A 26,982-nucleotide genomic window follows, 5' to 3' on the forward strand; every position below is an offset into this window, starting at 1 on the left:
GTAAAATGTACCTAGATATTTATCTGTTTTAGAAGGACTCATGGATATATGAAAGGAGAGGTATATGGTCTTTTAATTTACACATACACCCGTACCATCTTTGATATGATCATATATCCATTTTGCATTATCTACACTGAGTCTAACACATCCATGTGAAAGAGACTTACCTAGTCTTGAATCTACAATATTTTTCCCTTTAGAATCAAATAAGATAGAATGGAAATAATAATTTTGAAAAAATCGTACCTTGTATTTTGCTTTTACTTTTCCATTATAAGATGTGAGCCATGGACCTCTACCACAAATTTCAAAATTACCTTTTATAGTTGGAGTAGATGCTGTTCCGTCTGTACAGAGCATTGTTTTAAAGAGACTCCAATTCTTATTTTTTCCTTCGAAAATATAAGTCTTATGTTTATTGGTATCTACCCATACAAAATAATTTGTTTTACTACTAAAATTTGTTTCATTGATCATTGCTTCTAATTTTTCTTTTTCTGAAAGAACATTTTTATATACTATAATTTCCTCTGAATATTCACTGATGCATTTTCCAGATAAATCTTTTACATATACAATTCCTTTATATACTCCAGGTTCATTTGGAGTATATAAAATACTATTATTTTCACTGAGTAAACCATCATAGACTACATTTGAATCCTTAAATATATACCAATGATAAACTAAACCACTTCCTTGTGCTGAAACGGAAAAATTAAGAGGTGTGTGAACAGGTTGTTTACTCTTTTGATCTATATCTACAGAATTTATTTTAAGAGGATGAATAATTTTAATTTCTTCTGATAATTTACTTATGGTCTTTTCTTGATCATCTTTAATGGTTACAACTACTTGGTATTTTCCTGATTCATTCATAGTAAAAAATAAAAAGTTTTCTTTACTATATTCTTTTTTATATATTTCATCAAAGTCTTTAAATACAGTCCATTCATAACTTAAATTTTTCCCTTCACAAATAGCTATAAATCTAAATGGAGTTCCCATTACCTCAATATTGCTTCTATCCATTTTGATTGCAGATATTTTTGGTGAAACTTCATTTTTAACTTCTTCACTAATAGGTGATTCTTCATTTTGTGCATAGATTTGATGAGATGATAAAACCTGTGCTTGAAGCAAAATTAAAGTAAAAATGAGTAAAAAACAAATAAGACATTTAAGATTACGCAATGCAGTCTCCCCCCATATTTTGATAAATTCCCCACAAAGTAAATGTATGTAGGTGGTATAGGTTATATGAATGAATTTTTATTTGATCTATATGAGAGAAAATTACTTTTACAGATAGAAAAAAATAAATTATAAGAAAAATTAGAATTGTTGAATAAATATTATTTTTTTAAACTATTGTAATATATTTTCAAAAGTGATAGAATAAATTAATTCTATTAAGTGATATAAAAATTTAGAATTAGATTTAATATGGTTAACAACATTTCCTCTTTTTAAGAAGATAATGTAAATCAATTTTAAATCTTAATCCATTGAAAAGGAGGAGTGTTGAAATGGCAGATAAAACTTTGGTTTGTAAAGATTGTGGAAAAGACTTTGTATTCACACAAGGTGAGCAAGATTTCTATAAAGAAAAAGGTTTTGACAATGAACCACAAAGATGTGCTGAATGTAGAAAAGCAAAAAAACAACAAAGAAATAACAACAATAGAGGATTTAGAAGATAATTGTATGTAAAAACCCCGACAGGATATATTCCTAGAGGGGTTTTTTAATATATGAAAATAGGATTATAAATGTATATACTGAAATGATCAATATATACAATAAAAAATGATAAGATAGATTTTTTAGAATGGGATAAAATATTTGAAGGGAGAAGTGATTATATGTATACCTATAAAGATACTCAAATTGTTGTTGTACAAGGAGATATTACAAAATTAAAAGTAGATGCTATAGTAAACGCAGCGAATAATAGCCTGTTAGGTGGGGGTGGTGTAGACGGGGCCATACATAAAGCTGGAGGAGCAGAGATATTAGAACAATGTAGAAAAATAGGTGGATGTCCTACTGGAGAGGCTAGAATTACTACAGCAGGAAAGATGATCAGTAAATATGTCATTCATACAGTAGGGCCTATTTATAGGGGAGGAAGTAATAATGAAAGTAAGCTTTTATATAATGCTTATTTTAACTCATTAAAATTAGCTACTGAGTATGATATTCAAACGATAGCTTTTCCATCGATTTCTACAGGTGTATATGCTTATCCTATAGAAGAAGCTTCTGATATTGCTATAAAAGCTGTTATGGATTTTTTGGTTAAAAATAGCCAAATCACTCAAATTGTTTTTGTTTTATTTAAAGAGAAAGACTTTGCAATTTATAAAAAAAAATTAGATAAGATTTTTTGCAAGTAAAAAATAGAGGAATATAAAATTTGAAAAAATAAAGGCACACAAAAAGGAACCTTCAAAAAAGTTCCTTTTGTAACTTTATATAGTATGAAAGTTTTATATATTATCTTTTATTTTAAATTTAGAAATACTTTCATTTAATAATATAGCTTCTCCGTTTAAAACTTCAGACATAGATTTTAATTCTTCCGCAGATGCCATTTCTTCTTGTGTAGTTGCTGCTAAATTCATAGTATTTGAATCAATTGTTTTTGATACTTTTTCAATTTCATTCATAGTTTCATTTATATTTGTAACTCTGGATACAATTTCACTAGCAGAATTTTTAATCTCACTTATTTTATTTTCTATATCTTTATTAGAGTTTCTTATGATTTTAAATGTATTACTAACATGATCTGTATATTCTTTACCTTCTGTAGTCATATCTACACTTTCTGAAATAGCTTTTTCGACATGATTTGTTTCTTCATTCATAAATCCAATAATATCTACTATTTCGCTAGCGGCAATATTAGATTCTACTGCAAGTTTTCTAACTTCATCTGCAACTACCGCAAAGCCTCTTCCATGTTCTCCTGCTCTTGCAGCTTCAATTGCTGCATTAAGTGATAAAAGATTTGTTTGATCGGCAATACTTGATATAGTTGTTAATATTCCCTGTATTTTACCCATATTTTGTGTTAAATTTTTTACTACTGAATTTGCATTATGGATACTACTTTCAATTTTATCAATTTGATTTTTGGTATTTTTAATGACTTCTGTTCCATTATTCACATTTTCTACTGTTTGATATGCAATTTGATTTGTATCTTGTATTTGAGTAAAGATATTTTGAATATCATCATCTAATTGATCTAAAACATTTTTTATATTGTGTGTGTTTGTGACTTGATCATTAGATATAGATGAAATTTCGTTGGTAGATATAGCTAGTTCTTCTGATGCTTTTGATGTATCTGATGAACTGATTAAAATGGCTTTAGATGCTTCTGTAACTTTTATACAAGAGGATTTGATCTTTTCTATCATATCCCGTAATGAATCTACTGTTTTACTTAAAGCTATGTTTATTTTTCCAATCTCATCTTTTCTAGAAGTATCAATATGTATAGTTAAATCTCCATTAGCAATAGTATGAATTGATTCTACAAGTTTGTTGATAGGCCTAAACATGACTTTTAATGCAATGAAATTAATAAAGATAGAAATTGCAATAAAAATAATAGTAATAGAGATAATCAGAGCTTTAAATTCATTTGTTTTTTGAGAAAGTTCTTTTCCTTCAAAATCATATTCTATTACACCTACTACTTGATTAGAAGAATTAAAGATTGGAACAAAAGCAGATATGTAGTATTTGTTAAATGTGTCTACGTAATAGGGTTCGCAAGTATATGATTTTCCTGTCTCAAAAGCCATCTTAGCTTCTTCTGAAAAGTCAGATTTCTTTTGCTTATGTCCTAATTCTACATGTGCATCACTACCATTAATAATATATGTGTAGTTGTTTGAATCATTAGATACTATCGTATATAACATACCATTTCCAATACTTATATTTAGCTCTTGTAATTTTTTTCTTGTATCTATATAGAAAGGATCTTGTTTATTTAAAGAAGTTGAAAGTTCTTTAAATTTGTCTCCATCTATTAATGATGAAGCTGATTTTGCAATATTAAGACCTTCTTCTTGTAAAAGCTTAGTAGTATGTTTGTACATATTATTATAAAAGACATATCCCATAAGAAGTGTAGACAACATAATGATTATGGATGTGATGATTATAATTTTAGACTTTAAAGATAAAGAAACATTAGATATTTTTTTTATTTTCAATAAAAACGCATCCCTTCGCAAAATTTTCTTTAAAAGTTAATGAAGATCATGGACTACTGGAATCTCAACAAAGCTTTCATTTGTATTTAATATAAAATTTGTAGTTTTAAAAGGTCTTAGGGTATATTCAGCATCTGTAGACAATATAATTAAACCAAGTCTATGTCCTTTTTTTAGTGTGTAATCCATAGGTTGCAAGTCTAATGTAAATGTATATTCTTTAATGGATACTCATGGGAGAATTAGTGTGAATGCTAATACCATAGATAAAAATTTTTTCATAATTGTAGTCCTCCTTGATGTCTTAGTTTGATTCTTTTAAAATAAGAATTATTAAATTGAAATTAGATGAATGGGCATATAATATAAGTATGAGGGATTTTGTAGGTTGTTTTAAATAGTACTTATTTACTATAATTCCCATATTATCATGTGAAGGGCAAATATTCAAATTTTTTGTAGAAGAGTAGCGATAATTGGAAGAAGTTCAGTAATTCAACCAAGAATAAGTATATAGAATTTGAATGGGTAAAAGGACATTCTAATCATTTTGAAAATACTATATGTGATCTATATGCCAAAGAAGCTGCGAGAGAAAATAAAATCTAGTCCATATCATATGATATGGACTAGATTTTATTATGTACCTAAATAAGATAATAGGCTATAAGATAGATATACTTGTTCCATAAGGAATATATTGTTGAATCCACTGGGCATCTTCTATAGATACTCTGATACAACCAGAAGAAAGTCTTTGTCCTAAAATAGGGTCTATCACATTTTTATTTTTATCCATAGGAATAGAGTGGATTAAATAAGCTCCATGAAATCTAGTCCAATATTTTGCTCCCATATTAAAGCGAGGTGCATAAAACCAATTTCCTTTATCTGTAATTGTATAAGTTCCTCGAATGGTAGGAGAAACATTTTTACCTGTCGAGCAAGGAATGGTTTTTAAAAGTTTGTCATCCATAAGTACATATAACTTTTGTCTATGGACATCACATAATAGAAAATATCTTGTATTACTTTTCAGATTTTCTTTATGAATAAAGTCAAAAATCTCGTTTTCTTGTAGAATAGAAGGATCTACAGGTATATCTGCATCAATATCTAAATGAGAAATATGAATCCAACCTATTAAATAATCTTTTTTTACTTGATACCATTGATACCCCTTATCTTGAATAATTTCTACTCGATCCCCAGACTGTAAATTTCCTATACTATATTTTCCTGGATTTTGATAGATCGTGCAAGGATATTTTATTGTTCCATAGACTATATAAGGGTTTATAGATTGTATTGGATTATATTCGGAAACCTCTTCTTGTACAGTTTGTTCATGTTCTACAACAAAGTCTTTGCCTTTAAAATTCTCCATCATATATTTTACAAATTCCTCTTCTGAATCTGCGTAAGAATATGAACTCAAACTCAATAGGCATATTAATAGTATGATTGCTTTTCTCAACATATATCATCCTTTCCGCTATTTATTATACAATATTCATCATTTTAAATATACCATTTTTATCTAATTATATAGAAAAATAATATGTAGCTGAGGGATTCATAAAGACTTGTGGTAATAAGTCAAGATAGAAAAAGATAGGTTTTGATTAAACTTACAATAATATTTTCTAAAAAAGTCAGCACTTAATAAACCTAAGGTAAATTAGGATTAAAACGAAAAGATTGCGCATCGAAGATTATTCGATATTATACACTCCTTTCTGGTGCATAAAGTTGGTGATTGCGTAGCAGCACATCCACCATGCGCACAAATTTTCTTGCAGTAAGGACGAGAGCTCTTTTATGTTGATGCTTAGGAACTTCATGATATTTCTTGAGATAGTATTCTCTATAAACAGGTTCATTACGCATAAGTGAATTGGCAGCTTCAATCAAGTAATAGCGAAGGTAATGATTCCCTGTTTTAGTCATTGTAGTTCTTTCAGATTCAAAATTACCAGATTGTTTTCGCTTCCAGTAAAGACCTGCATACTTGGCAATTTTGGCTTCATTTTCGAAGCGTTGAATTTGACCAATTTCGGCTATTATGCCAGCAGCATAAACTGGTCCAATGCCTGGAACACTAAGCAATGATTTGGATTCAGGTAAAATTTCAAATAATTGCTGAATTGCTTTATCAAGTTCTTTGATCTGTTTTTTTATGGTTTTAATCATCATAGCATATGAAGCCAAAATAACATCGACTGAATTTTGCATGACTTTTCCTAGTCGATAAGAGTCTCTAATGGCTTTTGAAAGTGATTTCGCAAGCTTTTCAGGATTGCTAAATCGACCACGGCCTTTTTCTTGTAAAATAGCAGCCAAATCCTCTAAAGACATATTGGCGATGTCTTCAAGAGTCATAGAGTCGGTTACTAAGTCCATCATGGTTGTACCAAAGACAGATGTATCAATTTCTTTAGTGAGGGTATTACACTTGTAATAAATATTTTCTAAAAAATGTTGCTTCATTTCAGTCAATTGGCCAATGAGCTGGTAACGTGATCTAGTTAATCTTTGTAAAGCCATATATTGTTCTTCTTTAATCAAGGAAGTATTGAAACGATCAAAGCGAAGAAAGTCAGCAATACGATAAGCATCTATTTTATCGGTTTTATCTTCTTCAAATAGGCCTTTAAACCGATGTATAGCCTTAGGATTCATAACAACAACTTCGACTCCTAAAGACTTAAGCTCACAGTCTTCTGCTAGAAAAGTTGAAGGGTGAAAGCTGTAAATAGAAGTTGCTTCCATACCGATTATAATACGATCATACTGAATTAGATCAGTGAAATGGCTAATATGTTCTTTGATTTTACTAGCACCAACAACATTATTGGGTAGAGAAACTTCTAGTAAAATTTGATCTTCACTGGTGAGAAAACAAGTATCAAGTTTTTCAGAACTAACATCAATACCAACAAATAATTTCATGGATAGGACCTCCTTTCTATGAATTTGGAACGGCTTGGATACTGAAACCTATCCCTAGTTACCAACCGGATGGCAACAACCTCGCGTATGAGTATTCAATACTTGTCCACCATAAGCTGCCCGAAGCTACTAACATTCGGTATGATAGGCAAGAGATACAGCTTGTGAGTTTGCAGTACACCTGTTGGCTGGGAGACAGTCTTTAAATGCAGTCTTGCTGCAGGAGAGAACAGCCTTAATCCAGATAGATCCTTATTCCATACTTCTATTATCTAGGAATAGGACTCAATATCCAAGTCGATAGATGAAAATTTTTAAATTTAAATATATTATACGAGGTGAGTATAATATGAAAATATAGTGAATATTCTTTTCATATAAGACGATGGAAAGGAGAGGATTTTATGGATTCAAAAGTAATTCTTCTATTAGAGAAAATGAATGATACTTTAGAAAAAATTTATGATACGTTAAAAGCTATGGATGGTGACAAAATTCAAAATCAATATATGACAAAAAAGAGTAAAGATCCAATAGAAAAACCAATACAAAAAGAAGATACGGATGATATCTTAAAAAATTGGGAAAGTAAGATGCCTTTCAATGAAGTGATGGATAAATTATATCCATATCATCAGCACAAGGAAAAATAAAGAGAGATTGTAAAATAAATAATGATTAAAATCCTCCTTTGTAAATTGTAGAAGGAGGATTTTTTTAGGAATTTAAGAAAAAGTATAAAAAGTAATACCTTATCTAGCTCTTTGCATATAATGAATTATGTAAGGAGGGATGAGATTGAAAAAGTGGTTTTTATGGATGTGTATTTGTATTATACATATGAGTATACTTCTTTATATAGGTAACTTTTTTGAGTATACAGGGAATAAGATAAAACTTAGTGCTCCTGTAAAAATACAAAAAGAAAATAAATATATCACATGGGAAGAAAGAAAAATTGAAGAGAATCCAGACTATAAAAATCTTGGAATTTACATAGATATCAATGAAAAGATATTAGAACTGATTAATCTTGATAATAATAATATATTAAAAAAATATGTGATTGCTAGTGGAAAATCAGACACCCCATCACCTATAGGAAACTGGAAGATTGTAGGGAAATCAAGCTGGGGAAAAGGTTTTGGAACTAGATGGATGGGGATTGATGTACCATGGGGCAAATATGGAATACATGGAACAAACAAACCAAATTCTATAGGATGGGCATCTTCACATGGATGTATAAGAATGAAAAATAAAGATATAGAAGAATTATATAAGTTGGTAAAAGTAGGAATGCCTATTGCTATAAGAGGAGGAGTATTTGGTCCTTTTGGTAATGGATTTAGAACATTAGAGCCAGGGGCTAGAGGGTCTGATGTATATGAAGTACAAAGATATATGAAGGAGAAAGGATATTATCCAGGATGGATAGATGGAATATATGGAGAGGGGATGAAAGTATATGTGATCCAATTTAGAAAGGATCATAATTTATCCCTTAGCCATAATGTAGATGTAGAGTTTTATAAGGCATTGGGAATAGAACTATTTGAATAAAAGTTTCTAATCAAGAGAAACTTTTATTTTATTGAGCAAATAGATAGGAAAAAAGTATTCATATGAGATCAAACTTGAAGAAAGTCCTACAAAATATATATTTCAAAGTTATGGACAAGTGTCTAAAAAATGGCAATAGGTAGTTTATCATTTTTGTGTATTGATTGTATTTCGTACTTTTAGAAAATAGCTATTTAGAGGATTTGCATTGCATAATAAGAAAAGAAATAGGAGCAGAGTACTATAAATATAGATCAGACCAGATCTGCAATATAAGGAATGCTGAGATTGAAAAGTATTTAGAATTATTGTAAACTGTTAAGGTCTTTCAAAAAATTTATTTGAATATTATACGAACTATTGAAGATTTGTATAATATATATCTTAGGAGGGAACTGTATGAAAAAAAATGTATGCAAAGTTGTAGTTTACGTTGTAGCACTTGTTTTGGTTATGTCGTTATTTGCTGGATGTTCAAGTAATGAATCTAAAGAAGCTACAAGTAAAAATGCAGTAGAACAAAACAATGAATCTAATACTCAGACAGAAGAAACTGGATATAAAAGTATAACAAGTACAGATAAAACATGTGAAATCAGCATACCAAAGTCCTGGTCAGAATTAGAGGATATTAATGAGGATGCTATCATTCAAGTAGCTTCTGAACAGCAAGATGACTGTACGATAGTTATATCAGACTCAAAGACTGATTTTGCAGAGACTATGACTATTGAAGATTACATGAATGAAGTTGTAGGAAATTTATTTGAAGAAACATCTAATATAGAAAAAAGTGATATAAAAGATGTAACTATAAATGGACAAAAAGCAAAACAAATTGAAGTTACAGAAGAAGAGGATAAGATCAAAACTGTATATATGATTACTATAGTGGAAACAGACAAGAATTATTATCAAGTTCTTACATGTACATCACCAAGTAGATTAAAAGACAATAGAGACGGACTAGAAAAAATAACCAATTCATTCAAGGAAAACTAAAATATTTTACAATCAAATATATTTTAAAAAAAGAGAAAACTCGTTATTGGAGTATTTCTCTTTTTTATAGAGTAAAACCGGTGATATTCATATATCCTTGTATTAGCTTTATTTGTAAAACAGCACTTAGAGAGTGTTTAAAACTCTATTATAGGCCATAATTTTATCTATAATTTTCAGTTATAATCATACTGTCTACATTTTTAAATTTAAAATTAAGTTTTTCTTTCCAAAACTAGTAATTGTAGTGCATCTCTACTTATACAAAATGATGTTATAGTATAGCAAGATGTAATTATTAGCTCATGAGCTGTTGGTAAGTGAGTAATATGTATGGATTAAATTTATGAATCCAATTCAATAGTTATTGTGCTAACATCGAATTTATCAAATGCATTATTGCTTTGTATTGAATGATAATACATTTTTCCTATATCAAATATCAATTTATTTTCTAGTAAGTATTTATTGAGTTTGGATACCTCTATTTCTACATTATGCTTATTGAAATTATTCTTACTTAGATTAGTAGTATAACTTATCTCATAAAAGTTTTTGCCATTAGGCTGTCCAATATTTAGCATGGCTTTATGTATGATAAATCGTTTCCCATCAATAATCGGACTGATAATAGCGTCACATTCTTCTTTGTGAGTCTTAATGAAGGTCTCCTTTTTCAATAAATACTTTTCATCCTTATATTGATAATATGGTATTTGTGTAATATATAAAGCAGCCTTGTATATTATACATGCAGGTACAATATATCCCTCTTTTTCAAGAGATTCTCCTTTTTCAAACCAGTAATTTTTATCAAATCCATCTATTGTGATTTTTTTACAAGTAAGGTTCTTAAATTTCCAACCATTTTCATATTGTAATACAAAAATTAATATTTTAGTTTCTGAATCTTGTTTTGATTTAAAGATTTTATATGCACGACATCCTTCAATAGGTAATTCAAGAGTATAGTTGTTATCGTTTGCAGATTCTACAGTGTAAGTAATCTTGTCTAAAGATTCACCATAATACTCATCAATAAGAATTGGATCAATGTTTTTAAAATTTTCAGATTGCAACATTAATCCCAATAAAATATCTTTTCTACTTGGATCATCAGAATTTTTAGATTTGTATATTGGTATGTTTTTTATATCACCATTTTGCATTTCATTTAAAAAATATTCAATGAATTCATCGGTTTGTTTTTTGATTTCAGGATTTATTTTATCAGCAACATTCACATATGACTCTGAAAGTAAGTTCCCTATTGGATTTTTTAATTCCTTTATTTGAGGGTTTAATTGAGCATTAGTGGGGATTTTTAGTTCTTTTTTTTCTTCCGTACATCCAGAAATTATAAATATAGAAGTTATTATTAGTGTAATTACTACGACTCTTTTCATTCATAGCTCTCCTCGTATAATATATTTAAATTTAAAAATTTTCATCTATCGACTTGGATATTGAGTCCTATTCCTAGATAATAGAAGTATGGAATAAGGATCTATCTGGATTAAGGCTGTTCTCTCCTGCAGCAAGACTGCATTTAAAGACTGTCTCCCAGCCAACAGGTGTACTGCAAACTCACAAGCTGTATCTCTTGCCTATCATACCGAATGTTAGTAGCTTCGGGCAGCTTATGGTGGACAAGTATTGAATACTCATACGCGAGGTTGTTGCCATCCGGTTGGTAACTAGGGATAGGTTTCAGTATCCAAGCCGTTCCAAATTCATAGAAAGGAGGTCCTATCCATGAAATTATTTGTTGGTATTGATGTTAGTTCTGAAAAACTTGATACTTGTTTTCTCACCAGTGAAGATCAAATTTTACTAGAAGTTTCTCTACCCAATAATGTTGTTGGTGCTAGTAAAATCAAAGAACATATTAGCCATTTCACTGATCTAATTCGGTATGATCGTATTATAATCGGTATGGAAGCAACTTCTATTTACAGCTTTCATCCTTCAACTTTCCTATCAGAAGACTCTGAGCTTAAGTCTTTAGGAGTCGAAGTTGTTGTTATGAATCCTAAGGCTATACATCGGTTTAAAGGCCTATTTGAAGAAGATAAAACCGATAAAATAGATGCTTATCGTATTGCTGACTTTCTTCGCTTTGATCGTTTCAATACTTCCTTGATTAAAGAAGAACAATATATGGCTTTACAAAGATTAACTAGATCACGTTACCAGCTCATTGGTCAATTGACTGAAATGAAGCAACATTTTTTAGAAAATATTTATTACAAGTGTAATACCCTCACTAAAGAAATTGATACATCTGTCTTTGGTACAACCATGATGGACTTAGTAACCGACTCTATGACTCTTGAAGACATCGCCAATATGTCTTTAGAGGATTTGGCTGCTATTTTACAAGAAAAAGGCCGTGGTCGATTTAGCAATCCTGAAAAGCTTGCGAAATCACTTTCAAAAGCCATTAGAGACTCTTATCGACTAGGAAAAGTCATGCAAAATTCAGTCGATGTTATTTTGGCTTCATATGCTATGATGATTAAAACCATAAAAAAACAGATCAAAGAACTTGATAAAGCAATTCAGCAATTATTTGAAATTTTACCTGAATCCAAATCATTGCTTAGTGTTCCAGGCATTGGACCAGTTTATGCTGCTGGCATAATAGCCGAAATTGGTCAAATTCAACGCTTCGAAAATGAAGCCAAAATTGCCAAGTATGCAGGTCTTTACTGGAAGCGAAAACAATCTGGTAATTTTGAATCTGAAAGAACTACAATGACTAAAACAGGGAATCATTACCTTCGCTATTACTTGATTGAAGCTGCCAATTCACTTATGCGTAATGAACCTGTTTATAGAGAATACTATCTCAAGAAATATCATGAAGTTCCTAGGCATCAACATAAAAGAGCTCTCGTCCTTACTGCAAGAAAATTTGTGCGCATGGTGGATGTGCTGCTACGCAATCACCAACTTTATGCACCAGAAAGGAGTGTATAATATCGAATAATCTTCGATGCGCAATCTTTTCGTTTTAATCCTAATTTACCTTAGGTTTATTAAGTGCTGACTTTTTTAGAAAATATTATTGTAAGTTTAATCAAAACCTATCTTTTTCTATCTTGACTTATTACCACAAGTCTTTATACATATATTATTGCTTTAAAATCTCTATTAAACATTAGTTTAAAGAATAAAACTAGTTTCTGATATTTTAACACTATTTACATATTATGGGTACTATTATATAAATATTTAGGTCAAAAGTATTACAATCTGATTTTTATGTAATGACAAAAAGCTTTTGATGAATTAAAAGTGTGAAAATTTTTCAGGTGCAAAGAAGAATGTGAAGAAAAGTTTGAAGAAGCTATAGTGTAGATGTGGAGTTCTATAAGACATTAAGAATAGAATGATTCGAATAAAAGTTTCTGTTTAAGGAAAACTTTTATTTTTTTTAGAAAAATAACAAAAGATTATGTATAAAATTTCCATAAGAGTGAATAGATAATGAAAAAGGGTTTTAGGGGGATAGACATGGATCATAAAAAAATGAAAGATTTTATAAATATTTTTAAAAAAGAATTAAAAAAAGAGATCATAAAAAAAGCGTTTATGATGCCTATTCCAGAAAAATTGTGGATAAAAGGACTAAAAAAAATTGTGGAGAACATGAGTTATAAATATTTTTATTGTTTTATTATTTTAGAGTATATGAGAAAAAAAGATATGATTCGTATAAAAAACTATACAAATCATCAAGAATTTTTCACAATTTGGGATGATTTATGTAAAGTGGTTCCTTTTGTTTTTCAACCTATCCAAGAAGATGAAAAAACTTTATTTCCTAATTCTCTTAATAATATAAAAAAAGTACTAGATGATTTTTTTGAATCAGAGTGTATGAAAAAAGTAGAGAATATAGGGTGGTTGTATCAATATTATTTTTTAGAAAAGCAAAAAAGTACAACAGGAATTCATAAAACAAGAATGAATGAAGAAGAGATGATTGTAGCTACTCAGATTTTTACACCTGAGTGGATATGTAAGTATATGGTAGACAATACTGTTGGAAAACTATGGGTTGAAGATGCAGGCAATGAAAACATTAAAAAATATTTATCTTTTTATATTTCACAAAAAGAAGTAAGTGATCGAAGGAAAATAGATCCTAAAAATATAAAAGTTATAGATCCCGCTTGTGGAGCAGGAAATTTATTGTCATATGCTTTTGATGTTTTATATCTTATTTATATACAGGAAGGGTACTCACCAGAAGAGATCCCCAAATATATTTTGAAGTATAATTTGTATGGATTAGATGTGGATGAAAAAGTAGTCTATATAGCAAGATTTATTCTTTTTACAAAGGCTTGGGAAAAAAATAAAAATATCTTTTATGAATTTATCTATCCCTCTATTTATTCTATACAAGAAAGTAATGATGTAATAGGAAAAGAAGAAAATTTTTTAAAATATGTTCCAAAAGAAAAAATTTATATAATGAAGAAAGAAGTAGAAAATCTTTTCAATACTTTCTATGATGCAAAAAAATATGGCTCTATATTAAAAATAAAAAATATAAATATAGAAATTTTAGAGGAATATATAGAATGGATGCCACAACAAATGAAGAAAATGATTATCCAGTGGAAAATTCTTTCTGATACTTATGATGTAGTGATTATGAATCCTCCTTATTTAGCAAATAAAAGAATGCATATAGATCTTAAAAGATATGTAGATGAACATTATAAAGATTATAAAGAAGATTTATTTGCAGCTTTTATCAAAAGGGCTATGGATTTTGCCAAAAGAGATGGTTATATAGGTTGTATGACAAGTTTTGTATGGATGTTTATCAAACGATATGAAAAAATAAGAAAATATATTCTTTCAGAAAAATCTTTAAAAAGTCTTATACAATTAGAGTATTCAAGTTTTGAAGATGCTACTGTTCCTATTGGCACTTTTGTTATGAAAAACTGTAAACAAGATCAACAAATAGATTTTATAAGACTTTGTAAATTTAAGGGAGCTAAAGTACAACCTCAAAAAGTAATAGAAGCTATAAAAAATGAAAGCATTTTTTATAGATATAAAAGAAAAGCTATAGATTTTCAAAGTATTCCAGGAGTGCCCTTAGCTTTTTGGATAGATGATTCTATTATCAATGTATTTCAATTGGGTGTACCTTTAAAAAAAATTGCACAACCCAGAGTAGGTCTTCAAACAAGCAATAATAAAGAATTTGTAAGGTACTGGTTTGAAGTAGATCCAAATAAAATAGGATTTGGTTATAAAAGTAGAGAAAGTGCAAAAATAAGTGGATATAAGTGGTTTCCTTATCAAAAGGGAGGAGAGTTTAGAAAATGGTATGGAAATCATATATATGTAGTAGATTGGGAAAAAGATGGAGAAAGAATTCGAGAGTACAATAAAAAGTTAAATGCTTCAAGAACTTCTAATATAGGAATTGCAAATACTTCTTATTATTTTAAAAAAGGAATTTCATGGTCCTTTGTAAATTCTTCAAGATTTTCAGCTCGATTTAGAGAGGAAGGTTTTTTATTTGACACTTCTGCGTCTTCGCTATTTTGCAAAAAAAATTTATATTTTATCATCGCTTTTTTATGTTCTAAAGTGGCATCGTATCTTTTAAATGGTATAAATCCTACTCTTAATGTACAACCTGGAAATATGGGGTTGCTTCCAATTATTTTTCCTGATGAAGAGACAAAAGAAGAGATACAAAAGCTTTCAAAGGAATGTATTGACCTATCTAAAAAAGATTGGGATCAAGAGGAGATGTCTTGGAATTTTAAAATACATCCCTTTGTGATTTATAAAAGAGAAAATATAAAAAATACATATCTATATTGGGAAGAATTCTGTGAAAAAAATATAAAAATATTAAAAGAAAAAGAAGAACGATTAAATAAGATATTTATTAAGCTTTATGGATGTGAAAAAATATTAAATGATTATGTAGAGGATCAAGAAATTACGATAAGAAAGATTGATAAAAAGCAAGAGCTAAAAAAATTTATATCTTATGGAGTAGGTTGTATGATGGGAAGGTATAGTTTAAAAGAATATGAGAGGAAAGGGTTTTATCCATGTAAAGATGGAATTATTCCTATTACAAATGGATTTTCTCATTCTATAGTACCTTTTTTTATAAAGTTTATAGATATTTTATTTGGAAAAGAAGATAGGGAGAAAAATATTTATTTTCTTTTTAATGGATTAGAAAAAGAAATAAAAAAATATTTTGAGTATGAGTTTTATAAAGATCATATGAAATTTTTCCATAAAAGACCTATCTATTGGATGCTTTCATCAGGGAAATATAAAAGTTTTGAGGCCTTTTTATATGTTCACAAATTCAATCCAAATACTATTTGTATTATACGAAATAATTATATTCAAAAAATAATGAAACAAAAGGAAAAAATGTATCAACAAGAACCTAATCATCTAGAGATTTATCATGAGTTAGAGGAGTTAAGAAGATATGATGAAAAACTTGAAAAATTAGAAGGAATTTCTATAGACTTAGACGAAGGGATACAAAAAAATTATAAAAAATTTAAGAGCATATTAAATAAATAGAAATTATCATCCTACTTTCTAAATTGTTTACATATAATTTTATAAAGTGAAATATAGATAAAATGAGTATGAATAGGATATGTTGTAAGGAGGGGGTAGGTTGATTGTATTAGTAACCATAAAGAAAAAATATATTGCTTTTGTTTTAGGGATATTGATAGTAATAGGATATTTATGTGTGAATACATCGATCCAACATGTTTTTGTACAGGATGAAACGAGGCAAAAAATACAAGACATATTCCATAAAAGAAATCAAGGGATTTTAGATAAAGATGAAAATACCATTCAAAAGCTCTATGATACAAAATTAAGATATGGGATATGGGCTTATGAACACGAGATAAAAAAAATGAAGTATCTTCATAAATGGGCATCGAAACAGGGAGTTGTATTTACAAAGATTGATTCTAATACAGTAGTAGGTAAAATCAATGATAAAGGAGAAAAAACCACAATAAATTTGATTGCATCTACTACTTATGAATATTTTTATGAGAATGATCCCAATATAAAAAATAACTTTCGTATAGGCACTTATCATTCTTTAGATGTTCAAAAGAGAGGAAATGAATGGGTGATTATAAGAGAATGGTATACGGATCCTTTTGCGGATTCTATGGAACTTGATGATATGAAAACAGAAGAATTTAAAAAATATATTACAGATCAAAAGGAAAGAGATTTTTCCAATATGATAGAGAGAAGAAAAAAGGCATTAAAGTATGCAGATGAGTATTGTGGAGCAGCAGCAAAAGAAAATTATATCTACAATAAAAAATATATCAATTATAATCATTTAGGAGGAGATTGTGCAAATTTTGCTTCTCAGATTTTATATGAAGGAGGAGAATTTAGGAAAAATTATACATGGAATTATACAAAAGAAGGAAGTAAATCATGGATCAATGCTCATGCTTTTAAGAATTATATGATTTATAGTGGTAGAGCTTCTACAGTAGCTTATGGAACTTATGATCAAGTATACAAGGGTGCTTATAAGCTATTGCCAGGAGATTTTGTGGCCTATGAAAAAAAAGGGAAAATAACACATATATCTGTTGTAACAGGAGCAGATTCTAAAGGGTATGCTCTGGTAAATTCTCATAACACAGATAGATACAGAGTGCCTTGGGATCTAGGATGGAGTGATAAAAAAATAAAATTCCATCTTGTACATGTTCATTTTTAAAATTCCTATAAAAATTAGGAATTTTTATTTTGTAAAAGAAGAATACTAATAGGAAAATGTACAAGGAGGTTTTTTATTAGTATGAAAGATTTATTAGAAAAGGGTGCAGTTTTACAAAGAGATAAGGATACTTATGCGATTGCACCTCATATACCAGGGGGAATTGTATCAAGTGATACATTAAGAAAGATTGCAGATGTAGCAGACAAGTACAACGCTCAAGCATTAAAGCTTACTTCTGCACAAAGAATTGCTATTGTAGGATTAAAAGAAGAGGATTTAGATCATGCATGGAATGATTTAAATATGAAGCCGGGAGCCGCTATTGGTCTTTGTGTACGAAGTGTAAAATTTTGTCCAGGGACTACCTTTTGCAAAAGAGGACAACAAGATTCAGTAGGTGTAGGAATGAAGCTAGACGATCTTTATCATGGCATGAGTCTTCCAAACAAGTTAAAGATTGGAGTAAGTGGATGTCCTAACTCTTGTGCAGAAAATCATTTTAGAGATATTGGAATTATGGGCATGCCTAAAGGCTTTACTATTGAAGTAGGAGGAAAAGGTGGAGTAAAACCTAGAATAGGTGATGTTTTGTATGAGAATGTAGATGAAGAAGAAATATTTCCAATTATTGATACGATTGTAAAGGTATATTCAGAAAATGCAAATAAGCATGAAAGACTAGGAGCATATATTGATAGAGTAGGACTTGAGCAGTTTAAAGCACAAGTTGAAAATGAAAAAAATTGCATGGTCTAAAAGGCCATGCAATTTTTTTCATGGTGGAATAATGTTTATGTAAAAAAATGTAGGGTATGTTAATATGATAGATAGAAAATAAAGGTATATCATATAGGAGGAGATATTATGTTTCGTAGTAAAAAAATTATCCATCAATTGAAAGAAATAGCTCAAAATTTCAAGAAAAATAATTATGAAATAATGGATGAAGAAAAATATGATGATCCATTAGTGAAATTTTTTGTTCGATTGATAAACATTATCAATAAAAATGTTTCTAATATACATCAATTGATGAAGGGTGTGATCAAAGGTGCTACACAGGTAAGTACGTTTAATGTGGAATTATCTCATATATCTAATCAAATGAAAGAAACATCTATAAAAGTAAAGGACTCATCTGAAACCATGGGAGCTGCCATTCAGCAAACTAATGCAAGTATGATGCAAGTTAGTGAGACGATTACTGAATATGCATCTTCTGCAGAACATGTTTCTATTCAAGCACAAACACTACTTTCTATTACAGAAAATAATGATCTATTGATGAAAAAAATTCAGCAAGTAAATGGTGAAGTATCTCAAAGGGCTATATCTATGAACGATGATACAAATCAGCTTTTAGATGTAATTGGAAATATGAAAAAAATTGTTGAAGGCATTAATGAAATTGCAGATCATACAAATCTTTTAGCATTAAATGCAAGTATTGAAGCAGCGAGAGCAGGAGAAAATGGAAGAGGTTTTGCTGTAGTAGCAGAGGAAGTAAGAAAACTTGCAGAAAATACAAGAGAACAGTTAAGTAGTGTAGAAAATCTTATGAGTAGTATGGAAGAAGCTTCCGTAAAGAGTAGGGAGAGTGTTACTTATACTATTCATTCTATTGATCATATGAATGCATTCATAGAAGAGATGTCAACCTCGTTTTTAGAAAGTACAAAAGCAATAGAATCTGTAAGTGAAGGAGTAAAGTCAATGGCTGATAGTATAGAAGAAATTGGTGCTTCTAGCCAACAAGTAAGTGCAGCCATGAATTCTATTGGAGAAGATAGTGATCAGCTTCTTTATATTGCAGATGATTTATATAGTAAATCAGAAAAAATCAATGATTTGGGAAAAGAAATAGAAGATATAGAAAAAAATATGACAGAACTTGCTCATATTAGTGGACAAATGGGAAATGAAGATTATTTTAAAATTACTAATGAAGACTTTATAGAAAATCTTGAGTATGCTATCAAAGGACATAAACAATGGATGAAGTCTTTAAAAAGTATGGTAGAGAATATGGAAGTGTATCCTATACAGATAGATGGTACAAAATGTAAATTCGGACATTTTTATTATGCAGTTACTCCTATGCATCCTGAGATTATAGAAATATGGAAAGAAATTGATGAAAAGCATTTAGATTTGCACAACACTGGACATAAAGTCATGGACTTGATCATAGATAAGAATAAAGATCAAGCATATATGGCTTATAAAGATGCAATAAAGCTATCAGAAAAAGTAATAGAAATGTTTGAGAAATTAAAGGATATGACAGAAAAGTTATCCACTAAAGGAATAGAAGTATTTTAGAAGATGCCATGCATCTTCTTTTTATTCCAATTTTTGTGTATACTGATAGTATAAAGGATGAAGGAGGAATAAGGGTGAGCGAAAAACTAAAATGGTACCATAGTATCAAATTCAAATTACTCGGAGTTATTATTATTACTCAATTGTTTAGTTCAACAGTAGGGAATATGGTCAATATGGGGATTGTCAAATCAAAAGATATTCTTGAAGGAATGGGTATATATGCAGATTTTCTAGGAGGAAGGGTAGGAATATTTGTATCTACTTTATTAGGAATTATTATTATGTCATGGATTACGATTATAGTTTATGATCGTTTGGTACTTAACAGATTGAATACTTTAATCAATGCAAGTAAAGAGTGGGCAGCAGGAAATTTATCTACAAAGGTTCAAGTACATGGAGAAGATGGAATTAGCATTTTAGGAGAAAATTTAAATCAAATGGCACAAAATCTATATCATACAGGGATAACTGTCAATGAAATGGTAGAAAAGCTTAGTGATGCTTCAGAGCAATTGGAGATTATTTCTAAGCAAACAACAGATACAATTCATCAAGTATCTAATTCTATGAATGAAATTGCTGAGGCTACAGAAGGACAAGCCCAAGAATCAGAAAATGGAGCATGGCAAGCCAATGAATTATCACAAAAAATTAATGAAATTTCTAAGCTCATTTACAATTTAAACAAAGAATTTACAGAAACAACTACATTAAATGAAAAAGGAGTTTCTTCTATTCAAAGATTAGGACAAAGATCTGAAGAGACAGCCCAGTCAGAGAAAAAAGTCAATACAGTCATTATGGATATGGCACAAAGTATTAATTCTATTGGAATGGTTATAGAAACCATTGGATCTATTGCAGAACAAACGAATCTGTTGGCTTTAAATGCTTCTATAGAGAGTGCTAGAGCAGGAGAGGCAGGAAAAGGATTTGCTGTAGTTGCAGAAGAAATTAGAAAATTGGCTGAAGAATCTGCCCATGCGGCAGAAGAAATTAAAGATTTGATCAAAGCTATTGAATCTAAATCTGCCCATGCTGTAGAATCTATTAAGAATAATCATGAGATTTTTAAAGAACAAATAGATTCAGTACAAGAAACAGAGAGTATTATTCATCAAGTAACACAAAAGGTACAATTGCTTTTCACAGATATGAAAAAGATCAAAACTTTTAATGAAGAGATGGTTGTACAAAAAGAAAAAATGGTTATGAGTATGGAAAAAATCTCCCAATCTTCTCAACAAATATCTGCTGGAACAGAAGAAGTATCTGCATCAGCAGAAGAAACATTAAGTACTATGGAGCAACTTTTAAATTATGCAGAAATCTCTAGGCAATCTGCAGAAAAATTAAGAAATCTTTCAGAAAAAATAGTACAAAAATAAGACTGTGATTTTTCACAGTCTTATTTTGTAGACAAAGTCATAAAAAACGTCACTAAATTTTCAAATTTGGAAAATATATAGAAACGATCGAAAATAACATTACAAACTCCCTATGCTCAAACAGTGTAATGCTAAGCATTTTCTCACTTATTCTATATTTTCACAAATTCTCAATAAATGTTCCTTGTTTTTATAACTTCGCTAAAATATAGTTTGTCTTTAGCTTGAGACTGTGATTTTTCACAGTCTTATTTTTGTTATTTATAGAAAAAATTAGTATTGGTATTTTTTCAAACAAACAATCTATTATAAAATTTTTCTATATCTATATAAGTCCTATAGAGTCATGTATTATAATCTAAGTAACTATATAAAAAGGGGGATAACAAATGGCTGATTATAGGGAATTATGGGGATCATTAGGGATGGATTTAGAAAAGCACGATCAACTTTGTGCAGTGCTGCCAGAATTTTATGGAGATATTTATTTATCTCAAGAAAATCGTGCTGAAGGAATGAATTATTATAATATGGTAGTTTCAGAAATTCATGGACTTCGTATTGCTGAGCTTGCGGAAGATAGAAAAAAAGGTAAAAAAGTATTAGGAAGTTTTTGTGTATTTGTACCTGATGAAGTAATTTTTGCAGCAGATGCCATTGGAGTAGGATTATGTGGAGGATCAGATTTTTGGGTACCAGATGGAGAAAAGGTTTTACCAAGAAATATGTGCCCACTGATTAAAGCCTCTGTAGGGGCAAAAACAAGTGGAACCTGTCCTTATTTTCAATCAGTGGACATGCTTGTAGGAGAGACTACTTGTGATGGAAAGAAAAAAGCTTGGGAAATATTAAAAGATTATGCTCCTATACATGTAATGGATCTTCCTCAAATGAAAAGGGAAAAAGATAAACTTCATTGGATAGATGAAATTAAAATATTTAAAGAAAAGGTAGAAAAATTAACAGGAAATGAAATAACCAGTGAAAAACTAAAAGAATCAACAAAACTTATCAACAAAAAAAGAAGAGCTCTTCAAAGATTATACAATACAAGAAAAAATAAAAATATTCCTATTAGTGGAAAAGATGCTTTATTGATTACTCAAATTGCTTTTTATGATGATCCTAATAGATTTATACAAAAAACAAATGAATTATGTGATGAGTTAGAATTACGTATTCAAAAAGGAGAAGGAGTATTTAAAGAAGATGCACCAAGGATATTAGTAGCTGGAACTCCTATGGCAGTTCCAAACTGGAAACTCCATCATTTAATAGAAACCAGTGGAGCAGCTATTGTCTGTGAAGAAACCTGTACAGGTACAAGATATTTTGAAAATCTAGTAAATGAAGAAGGAGATTCCGTAGAGGATCAAATGAAGAATTTAGCAGATCGATATTTAAATATCAATTGTGCATGTTTTACTCCAAACGAAGGAAGGATAGATGATATTATAAGACTTTACAAAGAGTATAAGGCAGATGGAGTAATTTATTATAATTTGCCATTTTGTCATACTTATGCTATGGAATATAAGATGGTAAAGGATGCTTTAGATCAAGAAGGTATTCCTGTAATGATGATAGAAACAGATTATAGTCTTCAAGATGCAGGACAAATTACAACAAGACTAGAAGCTTTCTTTGAAATGCTAGAAAATAATAGAGAAGCTGCAGTGACTAAATAAGGTGATAAAATGTTAAATACATATGTATTATTTCCTTCTCATACAGATGGTTTGGCTTTAGAGAAAATATTAAAGGTAGAAAAAGTAAATTACACTATTGTCCCTACTCCTAGAGATTTAAGTAAGTGCTGCGGAATATCTATTATGTTAGACCCTAAAGATAAACATAGAGTACAAAACCTCTTAACAAAGTACTCAGATATTAAAACAGAAGGAATATATACCATAGAGAGAAAAAAGAGAAATTGGTTTAAGTAAGGGGGAATTCATTTGTTTACAGTAGGAATCGATACAGGATCAGTGGCTACAAAAGGAGTATTATTTAATGGAAAAATAGTAAGAGCTATCACTATTCCTACAGGGTGGAGTCCTAAAAGATCATCTGAGGAAGCTTTTGCCATGCTTCTTAAAAAAGAAAATATAAACAAAGATGAAGTAAAAAAAGTCATAGGAACAGGATATGGAAGAATTTCTATGGATTTTACAGATAAAAATATAACAGAAATTACTTGTCATGCAAAAGGTGCACACTTTTTAAATCCTAATATTCGGACGATTTTAGATATAGGAGGACAAGATAGTAAAGCCATTCATTTAGATGAAAGGGGAAATGTACTAGATTTTTTAATGAATGATAAATGTGCAGCAGGAACAGGTAGATTTCTTCAGGTCATGATCCATCTTTTAGGAGAAGAAATAGAAAACCTAGATAGACTGGCAAAAAATGCAAAACCTCAGTCTATTACGAGTATGTGTACTGTTTTTGCAGAATCAGAAGTAATTAGTTTATTGGCAAATGGAGCAAGTAAAGAATCTATTGCAGGAGGAATTATTGAATCCATTGCAAACAGAGGAGTTTCTCTTTTAAGTAAAATAAATATAGAGAATGAAGTTTCTTTTACAGGAGGAGTTGCAAAAAGCCATTTAGTAAAACATTCTATAGAAGAAAAGATCAAAAGAAAGATTCATACAGCAGAAGATACGCAGATTGTAGGAGCATTAGGGGCTGCAGTATTAGGATGGAATATGATTGAATAAAAAAGTATTATTATGAGTTTGTATTCAGTCTGAAACAAGCTATTGAAAAATAGCTTGTTTTTTATACATATTGAGTGGATGTAATGATTATATTTCAAATTTTAAATACCAATTTTATACTATTTATGATAAAATATTATTGAATATTCTATAAACTTGATTTTAAGGATAAATTTAACAGATCCTTAAAATAAATAATGAATAGGAATCATATAATAAACACTACTATTCTAACGATAGTAGTGAGCTTGTACACAAAGTCATAAAATTCGTAAACTCATGGCGCCAACGAAATCTTTTCATTTCATTCAAGATTTCCGTTGCTTAAAAAACGTCACTAAATTTTCAAATTTGGAAAATATAAAGAAACGATCGAAAATAGCATTACAAACTCGCTATGCTCAAACAGTGTAATGCTAAGCATTTTCTCACTTATTCTATATTTTCACAAATTCTCAATAATTGTTCCTTATTTTTATAACCTTGCTAGAATATAGTTTGTCAACAGTCTGACTACTATTCTAATGATAGTAGTATATCAAAACATAATGAAGGTGGGACATATGAATATAAAAATTAAACCTAGGAATCCGGTAGAATCCACAAGAGTATATGTATATAATATTTTATATGATAATATTATTAATCTTCACTTAAAGCCAGGATATAGTATTTCTGAAAAGGAGATAGCAGATGTATTAAATGTAAGTAGAACGCCTGTAAGAGAAGCTTTTATACAACTTTCTCAGGAAGATTTAATAGAAACCTATCCACAAAAGGGAACATATATATCTTTAATTGATCTTGAATTAGTAGAGCAATCGAGATTTATGAGAGAGGTATTAGAAAATTCTGTAGTTCAATTAGCTGCAAAGGAATTTTCACGAGAATTATTATTTGATTTACAGTCTAATTTGAATATGCAAAATTTTTGTATTCAAGAAGAAAATTATCAAGAAATGATGAAATATGATGATGAATTTCATAAAATGTTATTTATAGGTACAAAAAAAGAGAGAGTGTGGGAAAGTATACAAAGGATTAGTTCTCAATTTAAAAGATTAAGGACTTTAAGGTTCTCTGCTACGCCTATATCTATATGGAAAACGATTTATCAAGAGCACTGTATGATTTTTAAATCTATTCAAGAAAAAAATATAGATACGGTGCAACAAGCTATGAAAGATCATTTGACTAAAATAGTACAATATAAAGTAGAGTTACAAAAAAAATATCCAGAATATTTCAAGTGAAAATAAGGATCTTCTCATTTAAAGGCATAGATGATTCTTGTTTTTTTTGTATCCAAATGTGGTATAATATCTTTTACCTAGCGTAAAAGAAAGGAAGAACGAGATGATTCGTGTTAATCAGATAAAATTGGATATAAAGGAAGATTTTGGAGTGTTACAGAGTAAAATCTGTAAAAAATTAAGGATAAAAAAAGAAGATCTTATAGATTATAAAATTTTTAGAGAATCTATAGATGCGAGGAAAGGAACAATTACACTTGTATACACTATAGATGTTGAAGTTAAAAATGAAGAGAATATTTTAAAAAAGAATAAGGGCATTCAAAAAAGTCCAGATCTATCCTATCATTCTGTACAATCAGGAAGTAACAATTTAATTCATAGACCTATTATTATAGGAACCGGACCTGCGGGCATATTTGCAGGCCTTATTTTAGCTCAAAGAGGCTATAAACCTATTTTACTTGAAAGAGGACAAGATGTAGATACAAGAACAAAAGATATAGAAAAGTTTTGGAAAGAGGGAACGCTAAATATATATTCAAATGTACAGTTTGGAGAAGGAGGAGCTGGAACTTTTTCAGATGGTAAGTTAACAACTAGAATAAAGGATATAAGATGTAGAAAAGTACTAGATGAGTTAGTAGAAAGTGGAGCACCAAAAGAAATATTATATTCTTATAAACCTCATATTGGTACAGATGTATTGAAAATAGTAGTTAAAAATATTAGAAAAAGAATAGAAGATTTAGGAGGAGAAGTTAGATTTAATAGTTGTGTGACAGATTTTTATATAGAGGACGGGAAGGTAACAGGTTTACAAATTAATAAAGAAGAACGCCTAAAAGGAGAAGAAGTCATATTAGCTATTGGACATAGTGCAAGAGATACTTATGAACAATTATATGAAAGAGAAGTTTTTATGACTCAGAAACCTTTTTCTATAGGAGTACGAATAGAACACCCTCAAGGACTTATTAATTATTCTCAATATAAACAGTTTGCAGAAAATGAAAGATTAGGAGCTGCTGATTATAGACTTACTTATCAAACAAAAGAAAAAAGAGCCGTATATACATTTTGTATGTGTCCAGGAGGATTTGTAGTAGGGGCAGCTTCAGAGGAGAAAATGGTAGTTACAAATGGAATGAGTGAATACAAAAGAGATCAAGAAAATGCCAATAGTGCTCTTTTGGTACAAGTAAATACAGAAGACTTTGAAGATGAACATCCACTAGCAGGAATTAATTTTCAAAGAAAGTGGGAGAAAAAAGCATTTGAATTGGGAGGAAAAAATTTTTATGCTCCTATTCAACTTGTAGGCGATTTTTTAAAGGATCAACCTTCCACAAAACTTGGAGAAGTAAAGCCTTCTTATCTTCCAGGAGTTACATTAACTAGTTTAGATGGGTGTCTTCCTAAATTTGTAATAGAAGCTATGAAAGAAGCAATTCCTCAAATGGATAAAAAATTAAATGGCTTTGCAAAAGAAGATGCTATATTAACAGGTGTAGAAACGAGAAGTTCAGCTCCAGTAAGGATACAAAGAAAAACTGATGAAATGGAAAGTGTAAATGTAGAGGGTTTGTATCCAGTAGGAGAAGGAGCCGGATACGCAGGAGGAATTATTTCTGCTGCAGTAGATGGAATAAAAGCAGCAGAAAGGATTATAAAAAAATATCATCCAATCAATAAATAGTCAGCAAGTGCTGACTATTCTAGCTTGTAGAGAAAGGC

The 26,982-nt window shown here is 29.7% G+C and carries 22 protein-coding genes and 1 pseudogene; 17 read left to right on the plus strand and 6 right to left on the minus strand.

The window, feature by feature from the left end:
- Positions 1-72 precede the first annotated feature (72 nt).
- The gene (locus BN2409_RS05965) at positions 73-1,197 is read right to left on the minus strand and encodes a L,D-transpeptidase family protein (RefSeq protein WP_053955729.1); all 1,125 of its coding nucleotides are present in this window, start codon (positions 1,195-1,197) and stop codon (positions 73-75) included.
- Between the two features lie 335 nt (positions 1,198-1,532).
- Here BN2409_RS05965 and BN2409_RS05970 point away from each other — a divergent pair, with 335 nt between their 5' ends.
- Both BN2409_RS05970 and BN2409_RS05975 read left to right on the plus strand, forming a co-directional pair.
- Complete coding sequence (locus tag BN2409_RS05970) at positions 1,533-1,706, plus strand: zinc-ribbon domain-containing protein (protein WP_053955730.1); 174 nt, start codon at positions 1,533-1,535, stop codon at positions 1,704-1,706.
- A gap of 162 nt (positions 1,707-1,868) precedes the next feature.
- A complete protein-coding gene (locus tag BN2409_RS05975; protein WP_053955731.1) occupies positions 1,869-2,402 on the plus strand; it encodes an O-acetyl-ADP-ribose deacetylase in 534 nt (177 codons plus the stop codon).
- Positions 2,403-2,495: 93 nt separating this feature from the next.
- Here the strand turns inward: BN2409_RS05975 and BN2409_RS05980 are convergent, their stop codons facing one another.
- Both BN2409_RS05980 and BN2409_RS16740 read right to left on the minus strand, forming a co-directional pair.
- Entirely contained in the window at positions 2,496-4,241 is a 1,746-nt protein-coding gene (locus BN2409_RS05980) for a methyl-accepting chemotaxis protein (RefSeq protein ID WP_053955732.1), read from the minus strand.
- A gap of 36 nt (positions 4,242-4,277) precedes the next feature.
- On the minus strand, positions 4,278-4,466 hold the full coding sequence (locus BN2409_RS16740; RefSeq protein WP_110942980.1) for a CocE/NonD family hydrolase C-terminal non-catalytic domain-containing protein: 189 nt from the start codon (positions 4,464-4,466) through the stop codon (positions 4,278-4,280).
- A gap of 255 nt (positions 4,467-4,721) precedes the next feature.
- Between BN2409_RS16740 and BN2409_RS17805 the strand changes: the two are divergent.
- Positions 4,722-4,850: pseudogene (locus tag BN2409_RS17805) on the plus strand (RNase H family protein); the annotation flags it as partial.
- A gap of 55 nt (positions 4,851-4,905) precedes the next feature.
- Here BN2409_RS17805 and BN2409_RS05985 read toward each other — a convergent pair.
- Both BN2409_RS05985 and BN2409_RS05990 read right to left on the minus strand, forming a co-directional pair.
- On the minus strand, positions 4,906-5,679 hold the full coding sequence (locus BN2409_RS05985; protein WP_207642558.1) for a L,D-transpeptidase family protein: 774 nt from the start codon (positions 5,677-5,679) through the stop codon (positions 4,906-4,908).
- A 287-nt stretch (positions 5,680-5,966) separates the two neighbouring features.
- A complete protein-coding gene (locus tag BN2409_RS05990) occupies positions 5,967-7,193 on the minus strand; it encodes an IS110 family RNA-guided transposase (protein WP_053955734.1) in 1,227 nt (408 codons plus the stop codon).
- A 404-nt stretch (positions 7,194-7,597) separates the two neighbouring features.
- On the opposite strand from BN2409_RS05990, the gene BN2409_RS05995 reads away from it, so the two are divergent.
- The 3 genes from BN2409_RS05995 to BN2409_RS06005 all read left to right on the plus strand — a co-directional run bounded on the left by BN2409_RS05995 (position 7,598) and on the right by BN2409_RS06005 (position 9,758).
- Positions 7,598-7,846 (plus strand): hypothetical protein, encoded by a 249-nt coding sequence (locus tag BN2409_RS05995; RefSeq protein WP_053955735.1) that lies wholly within the window; start codon positions 7,598-7,600, stop codon positions 7,844-7,846.
- 145 nt (positions 7,847-7,991) lie between these two features.
- Positions 7,992-8,756: a L,D-transpeptidase family protein gene (locus BN2409_RS06000; protein ID WP_053955736.1), complete on the plus strand. Its 765-nt coding sequence runs from the start codon at positions 7,992-7,994 to the stop codon at positions 8,754-8,756.
- A 399-nt stretch (positions 8,757-9,155) separates the two neighbouring features.
- Positions 9,156-9,758 (plus strand): PsbP-related protein, encoded by a 603-nt coding sequence (locus BN2409_RS06005; protein ID WP_053955737.1) that lies wholly within the window; start codon positions 9,156-9,158, stop codon positions 9,756-9,758.
- A gap of 344 nt (positions 9,759-10,102) precedes the next feature.
- On the opposite strand, the gene BN2409_RS06010 is transcribed toward BN2409_RS06005, so the two are convergent.
- Positions 10,103-11,164 carry a hypothetical protein gene (locus BN2409_RS06010; protein ID WP_053955738.1) on the minus strand — a complete coding sequence of 354 codons (1,062 nt, stop codon included), beginning with the start codon at positions 11,162-11,164 and terminating at the stop codon, positions 10,103-10,105.
- A 349-nt stretch (positions 11,165-11,513) separates the two neighbouring features.
- Here BN2409_RS06010 and BN2409_RS06015 point away from each other — a divergent pair, with 349 nt between their 5' ends.
- The 11 genes from BN2409_RS06015 to BN2409_RS06065 all read left to right on the plus strand — a co-directional run bounded on the left by BN2409_RS06015 (position 11,514) and on the right by BN2409_RS06065 (position 26,944).
- Positions 11,514-12,740 (plus strand): IS110 family RNA-guided transposase, encoded by a 1,227-nt coding sequence (locus BN2409_RS06015; RefSeq protein ID WP_053955739.1) that lies wholly within the window; start codon positions 11,514-11,516, stop codon positions 12,738-12,740.
- 537 nt (positions 12,741-13,277) lie between these two features.
- Entirely contained in the window at positions 13,278-16,355 is a 3,078-nt protein-coding gene (gene pglX / locus BN2409_RS06020) for a BREX-1 system adenine-specific DNA-methyltransferase PglX (protein ID WP_053955740.1), read from the plus strand.
- A 100-nt stretch (positions 16,356-16,455) separates the two neighbouring features.
- Entirely contained in the window at positions 16,456-17,547 is a 1,092-nt protein-coding gene (locus tag BN2409_RS06025) for an amidase domain-containing protein (protein ID WP_053955741.1), read from the plus strand.
- 81 nt (positions 17,548-17,628) lie between these two features.
- Positions 17,629-18,306 carry a nitrite/sulfite reductase domain-containing protein gene (locus BN2409_RS06030; RefSeq protein WP_053955742.1) on the plus strand — a complete coding sequence of 226 codons (678 nt, stop codon included), beginning with the start codon at positions 17,629-17,631 and terminating at the stop codon, positions 18,304-18,306.
- 108 nt (positions 18,307-18,414) lie between these two features.
- A complete protein-coding gene (locus tag BN2409_RS06035) occupies positions 18,415-19,872 on the plus strand; it encodes a methyl-accepting chemotaxis protein (RefSeq protein ID WP_053955743.1) in 1,458 nt (485 codons plus the stop codon).
- Positions 19,873-19,946: 74 nt separating this feature from the next.
- Positions 19,947-21,266, plus strand: coding sequence for a methyl-accepting chemotaxis protein (locus tag BN2409_RS06040; protein WP_053955744.1), 1,320 nt, complete (start codon positions 19,947-19,949; stop codon positions 21,264-21,266).
- A gap of 389 nt (positions 21,267-21,655) precedes the next feature.
- Positions 21,656-22,954: a double-cubane-cluster-containing anaerobic reductase gene (locus BN2409_RS06045; protein ID WP_053955745.1), complete on the plus strand. Its 1,299-nt coding sequence runs from the start codon at positions 21,656-21,658 to the stop codon at positions 22,952-22,954.
- Positions 22,955-22,963: 9 nt separating this feature from the next.
- Complete coding sequence (locus BN2409_RS06050; protein WP_053955746.1) at positions 22,964-23,212, plus strand: putative Se/S carrier protein; 249 nt, start codon at positions 22,964-22,966, stop codon at positions 23,210-23,212.
- Positions 23,213-23,224: 12 nt separating this feature from the next.
- Entirely contained in the window at positions 23,225-23,992 is a 768-nt protein-coding gene (locus BN2409_RS06055; protein WP_053955747.1) for an acyl-CoA dehydratase activase, read from the plus strand.
- Between the two features lie 563 nt (positions 23,993-24,555).
- The gene (locus BN2409_RS06060) at positions 24,556-25,245 is read left to right on the plus strand and encodes a GntR family transcriptional regulator (protein WP_053955748.1); all 690 of its coding nucleotides are present in this window, start codon (positions 24,556-24,558) and stop codon (positions 25,243-25,245) included.
- A 103-nt stretch (positions 25,246-25,348) separates the two neighbouring features.
- Positions 25,349-26,944, plus strand: coding sequence for an NAD(P)/FAD-dependent oxidoreductase (locus tag BN2409_RS06065; protein WP_053955749.1), 1,596 nt, complete (start codon positions 25,349-25,351; stop codon positions 26,942-26,944).
- The last annotated feature ends 38 nt before the right edge of the window (positions 26,945-26,982 follow it).

Origin of the sequence: Inediibacterium massiliense (genome assembly GCF_001282725.1) — a bacterium.
Classification (GTDB): Bacteria; Bacillota; Clostridia; order Peptostreptococcales; family Thermotaleaceae; genus Anaerophilus; species Anaerophilus massiliensis.

Excerpts from the sequence above, each read along its gene's own strand:
- BN2409_RS05970 (WP_053955730.1), top strand. The coding sequence starts at position 1,533 with ATGGCAGATAAAACTTTGGTTTGTAAAGATTGTGGAAAAGACTTTGTA.
- BN2409_RS05975 (WP_053955731.1), top strand. The coding sequence starts at position 1,869 with ATGTATACCTATAAAGATACTCAAATTGTTGTTGTACAAGGAGATATT.
- BN2409_RS05990 (WP_053955734.1), bottom strand. The coding sequence starts at position 7,193 with ATGAAATTATTTGTTGGTATTGATGTTAGTTCTGAAAAACTTGATACT.
- BN2409_RS05995 (WP_053955735.1), top strand. The coding sequence starts at position 7,598 with ATGGATTCAAAAGTAATTCTTCTATTAGAGAAAATGAATGATACTTTA.
- BN2409_RS06005 (WP_053955737.1), top strand. The coding sequence starts at position 9,156 with ATGAAAAAAAATGTATGCAAAGTTGTAGTTTACGTTGTAGCACTTGTT.
- BN2409_RS06010 (WP_053955738.1), bottom strand. The coding sequence starts at position 11,164 with ATGAAAAGAGTCGTAGTAATTACACTAATAATAACTTCTATATTTATA.
- BN2409_RS06015 (WP_053955739.1), top strand. The coding sequence starts at position 11,514 with ATGAAATTATTTGTTGGTATTGATGTTAGTTCTGAAAAACTTGATACT.
- pglX (WP_053955740.1), top strand. The coding sequence starts at position 13,278 with ATGGATCATAAAAAAATGAAAGATTTTATAAATATTTTTAAAAAAGAA.
- BN2409_RS06030 (WP_053955742.1), top strand. The coding sequence starts at position 17,629 with ATGAAAGATTTATTAGAAAAGGGTGCAGTTTTACAAAGAGATAAGGAT.
- BN2409_RS06035 (WP_053955743.1), top strand. The coding sequence starts at position 18,415 with ATGTTTCGTAGTAAAAAAATTATCCATCAATTGAAAGAAATAGCTCAA.
- BN2409_RS06045 (WP_053955745.1), top strand. The coding sequence starts at position 21,656 with ATGGCTGATTATAGGGAATTATGGGGATCATTAGGGATGGATTTAGAA.
- BN2409_RS06050 (WP_053955746.1), top strand. The coding sequence starts at position 22,964 with ATGTTAAATACATATGTATTATTTCCTTCTCATACAGATGGTTTGGCT.
- BN2409_RS06060 (WP_053955748.1), top strand. The coding sequence starts at position 24,556 with ATGAATATAAAAATTAAACCTAGGAATCCGGTAGAATCCACAAGAGTA.
- BN2409_RS06065 (WP_053955749.1), top strand. The coding sequence starts at position 25,349 with ATGATTCGTGTTAATCAGATAAAATTGGATATAAAGGAAGATTTTGGA.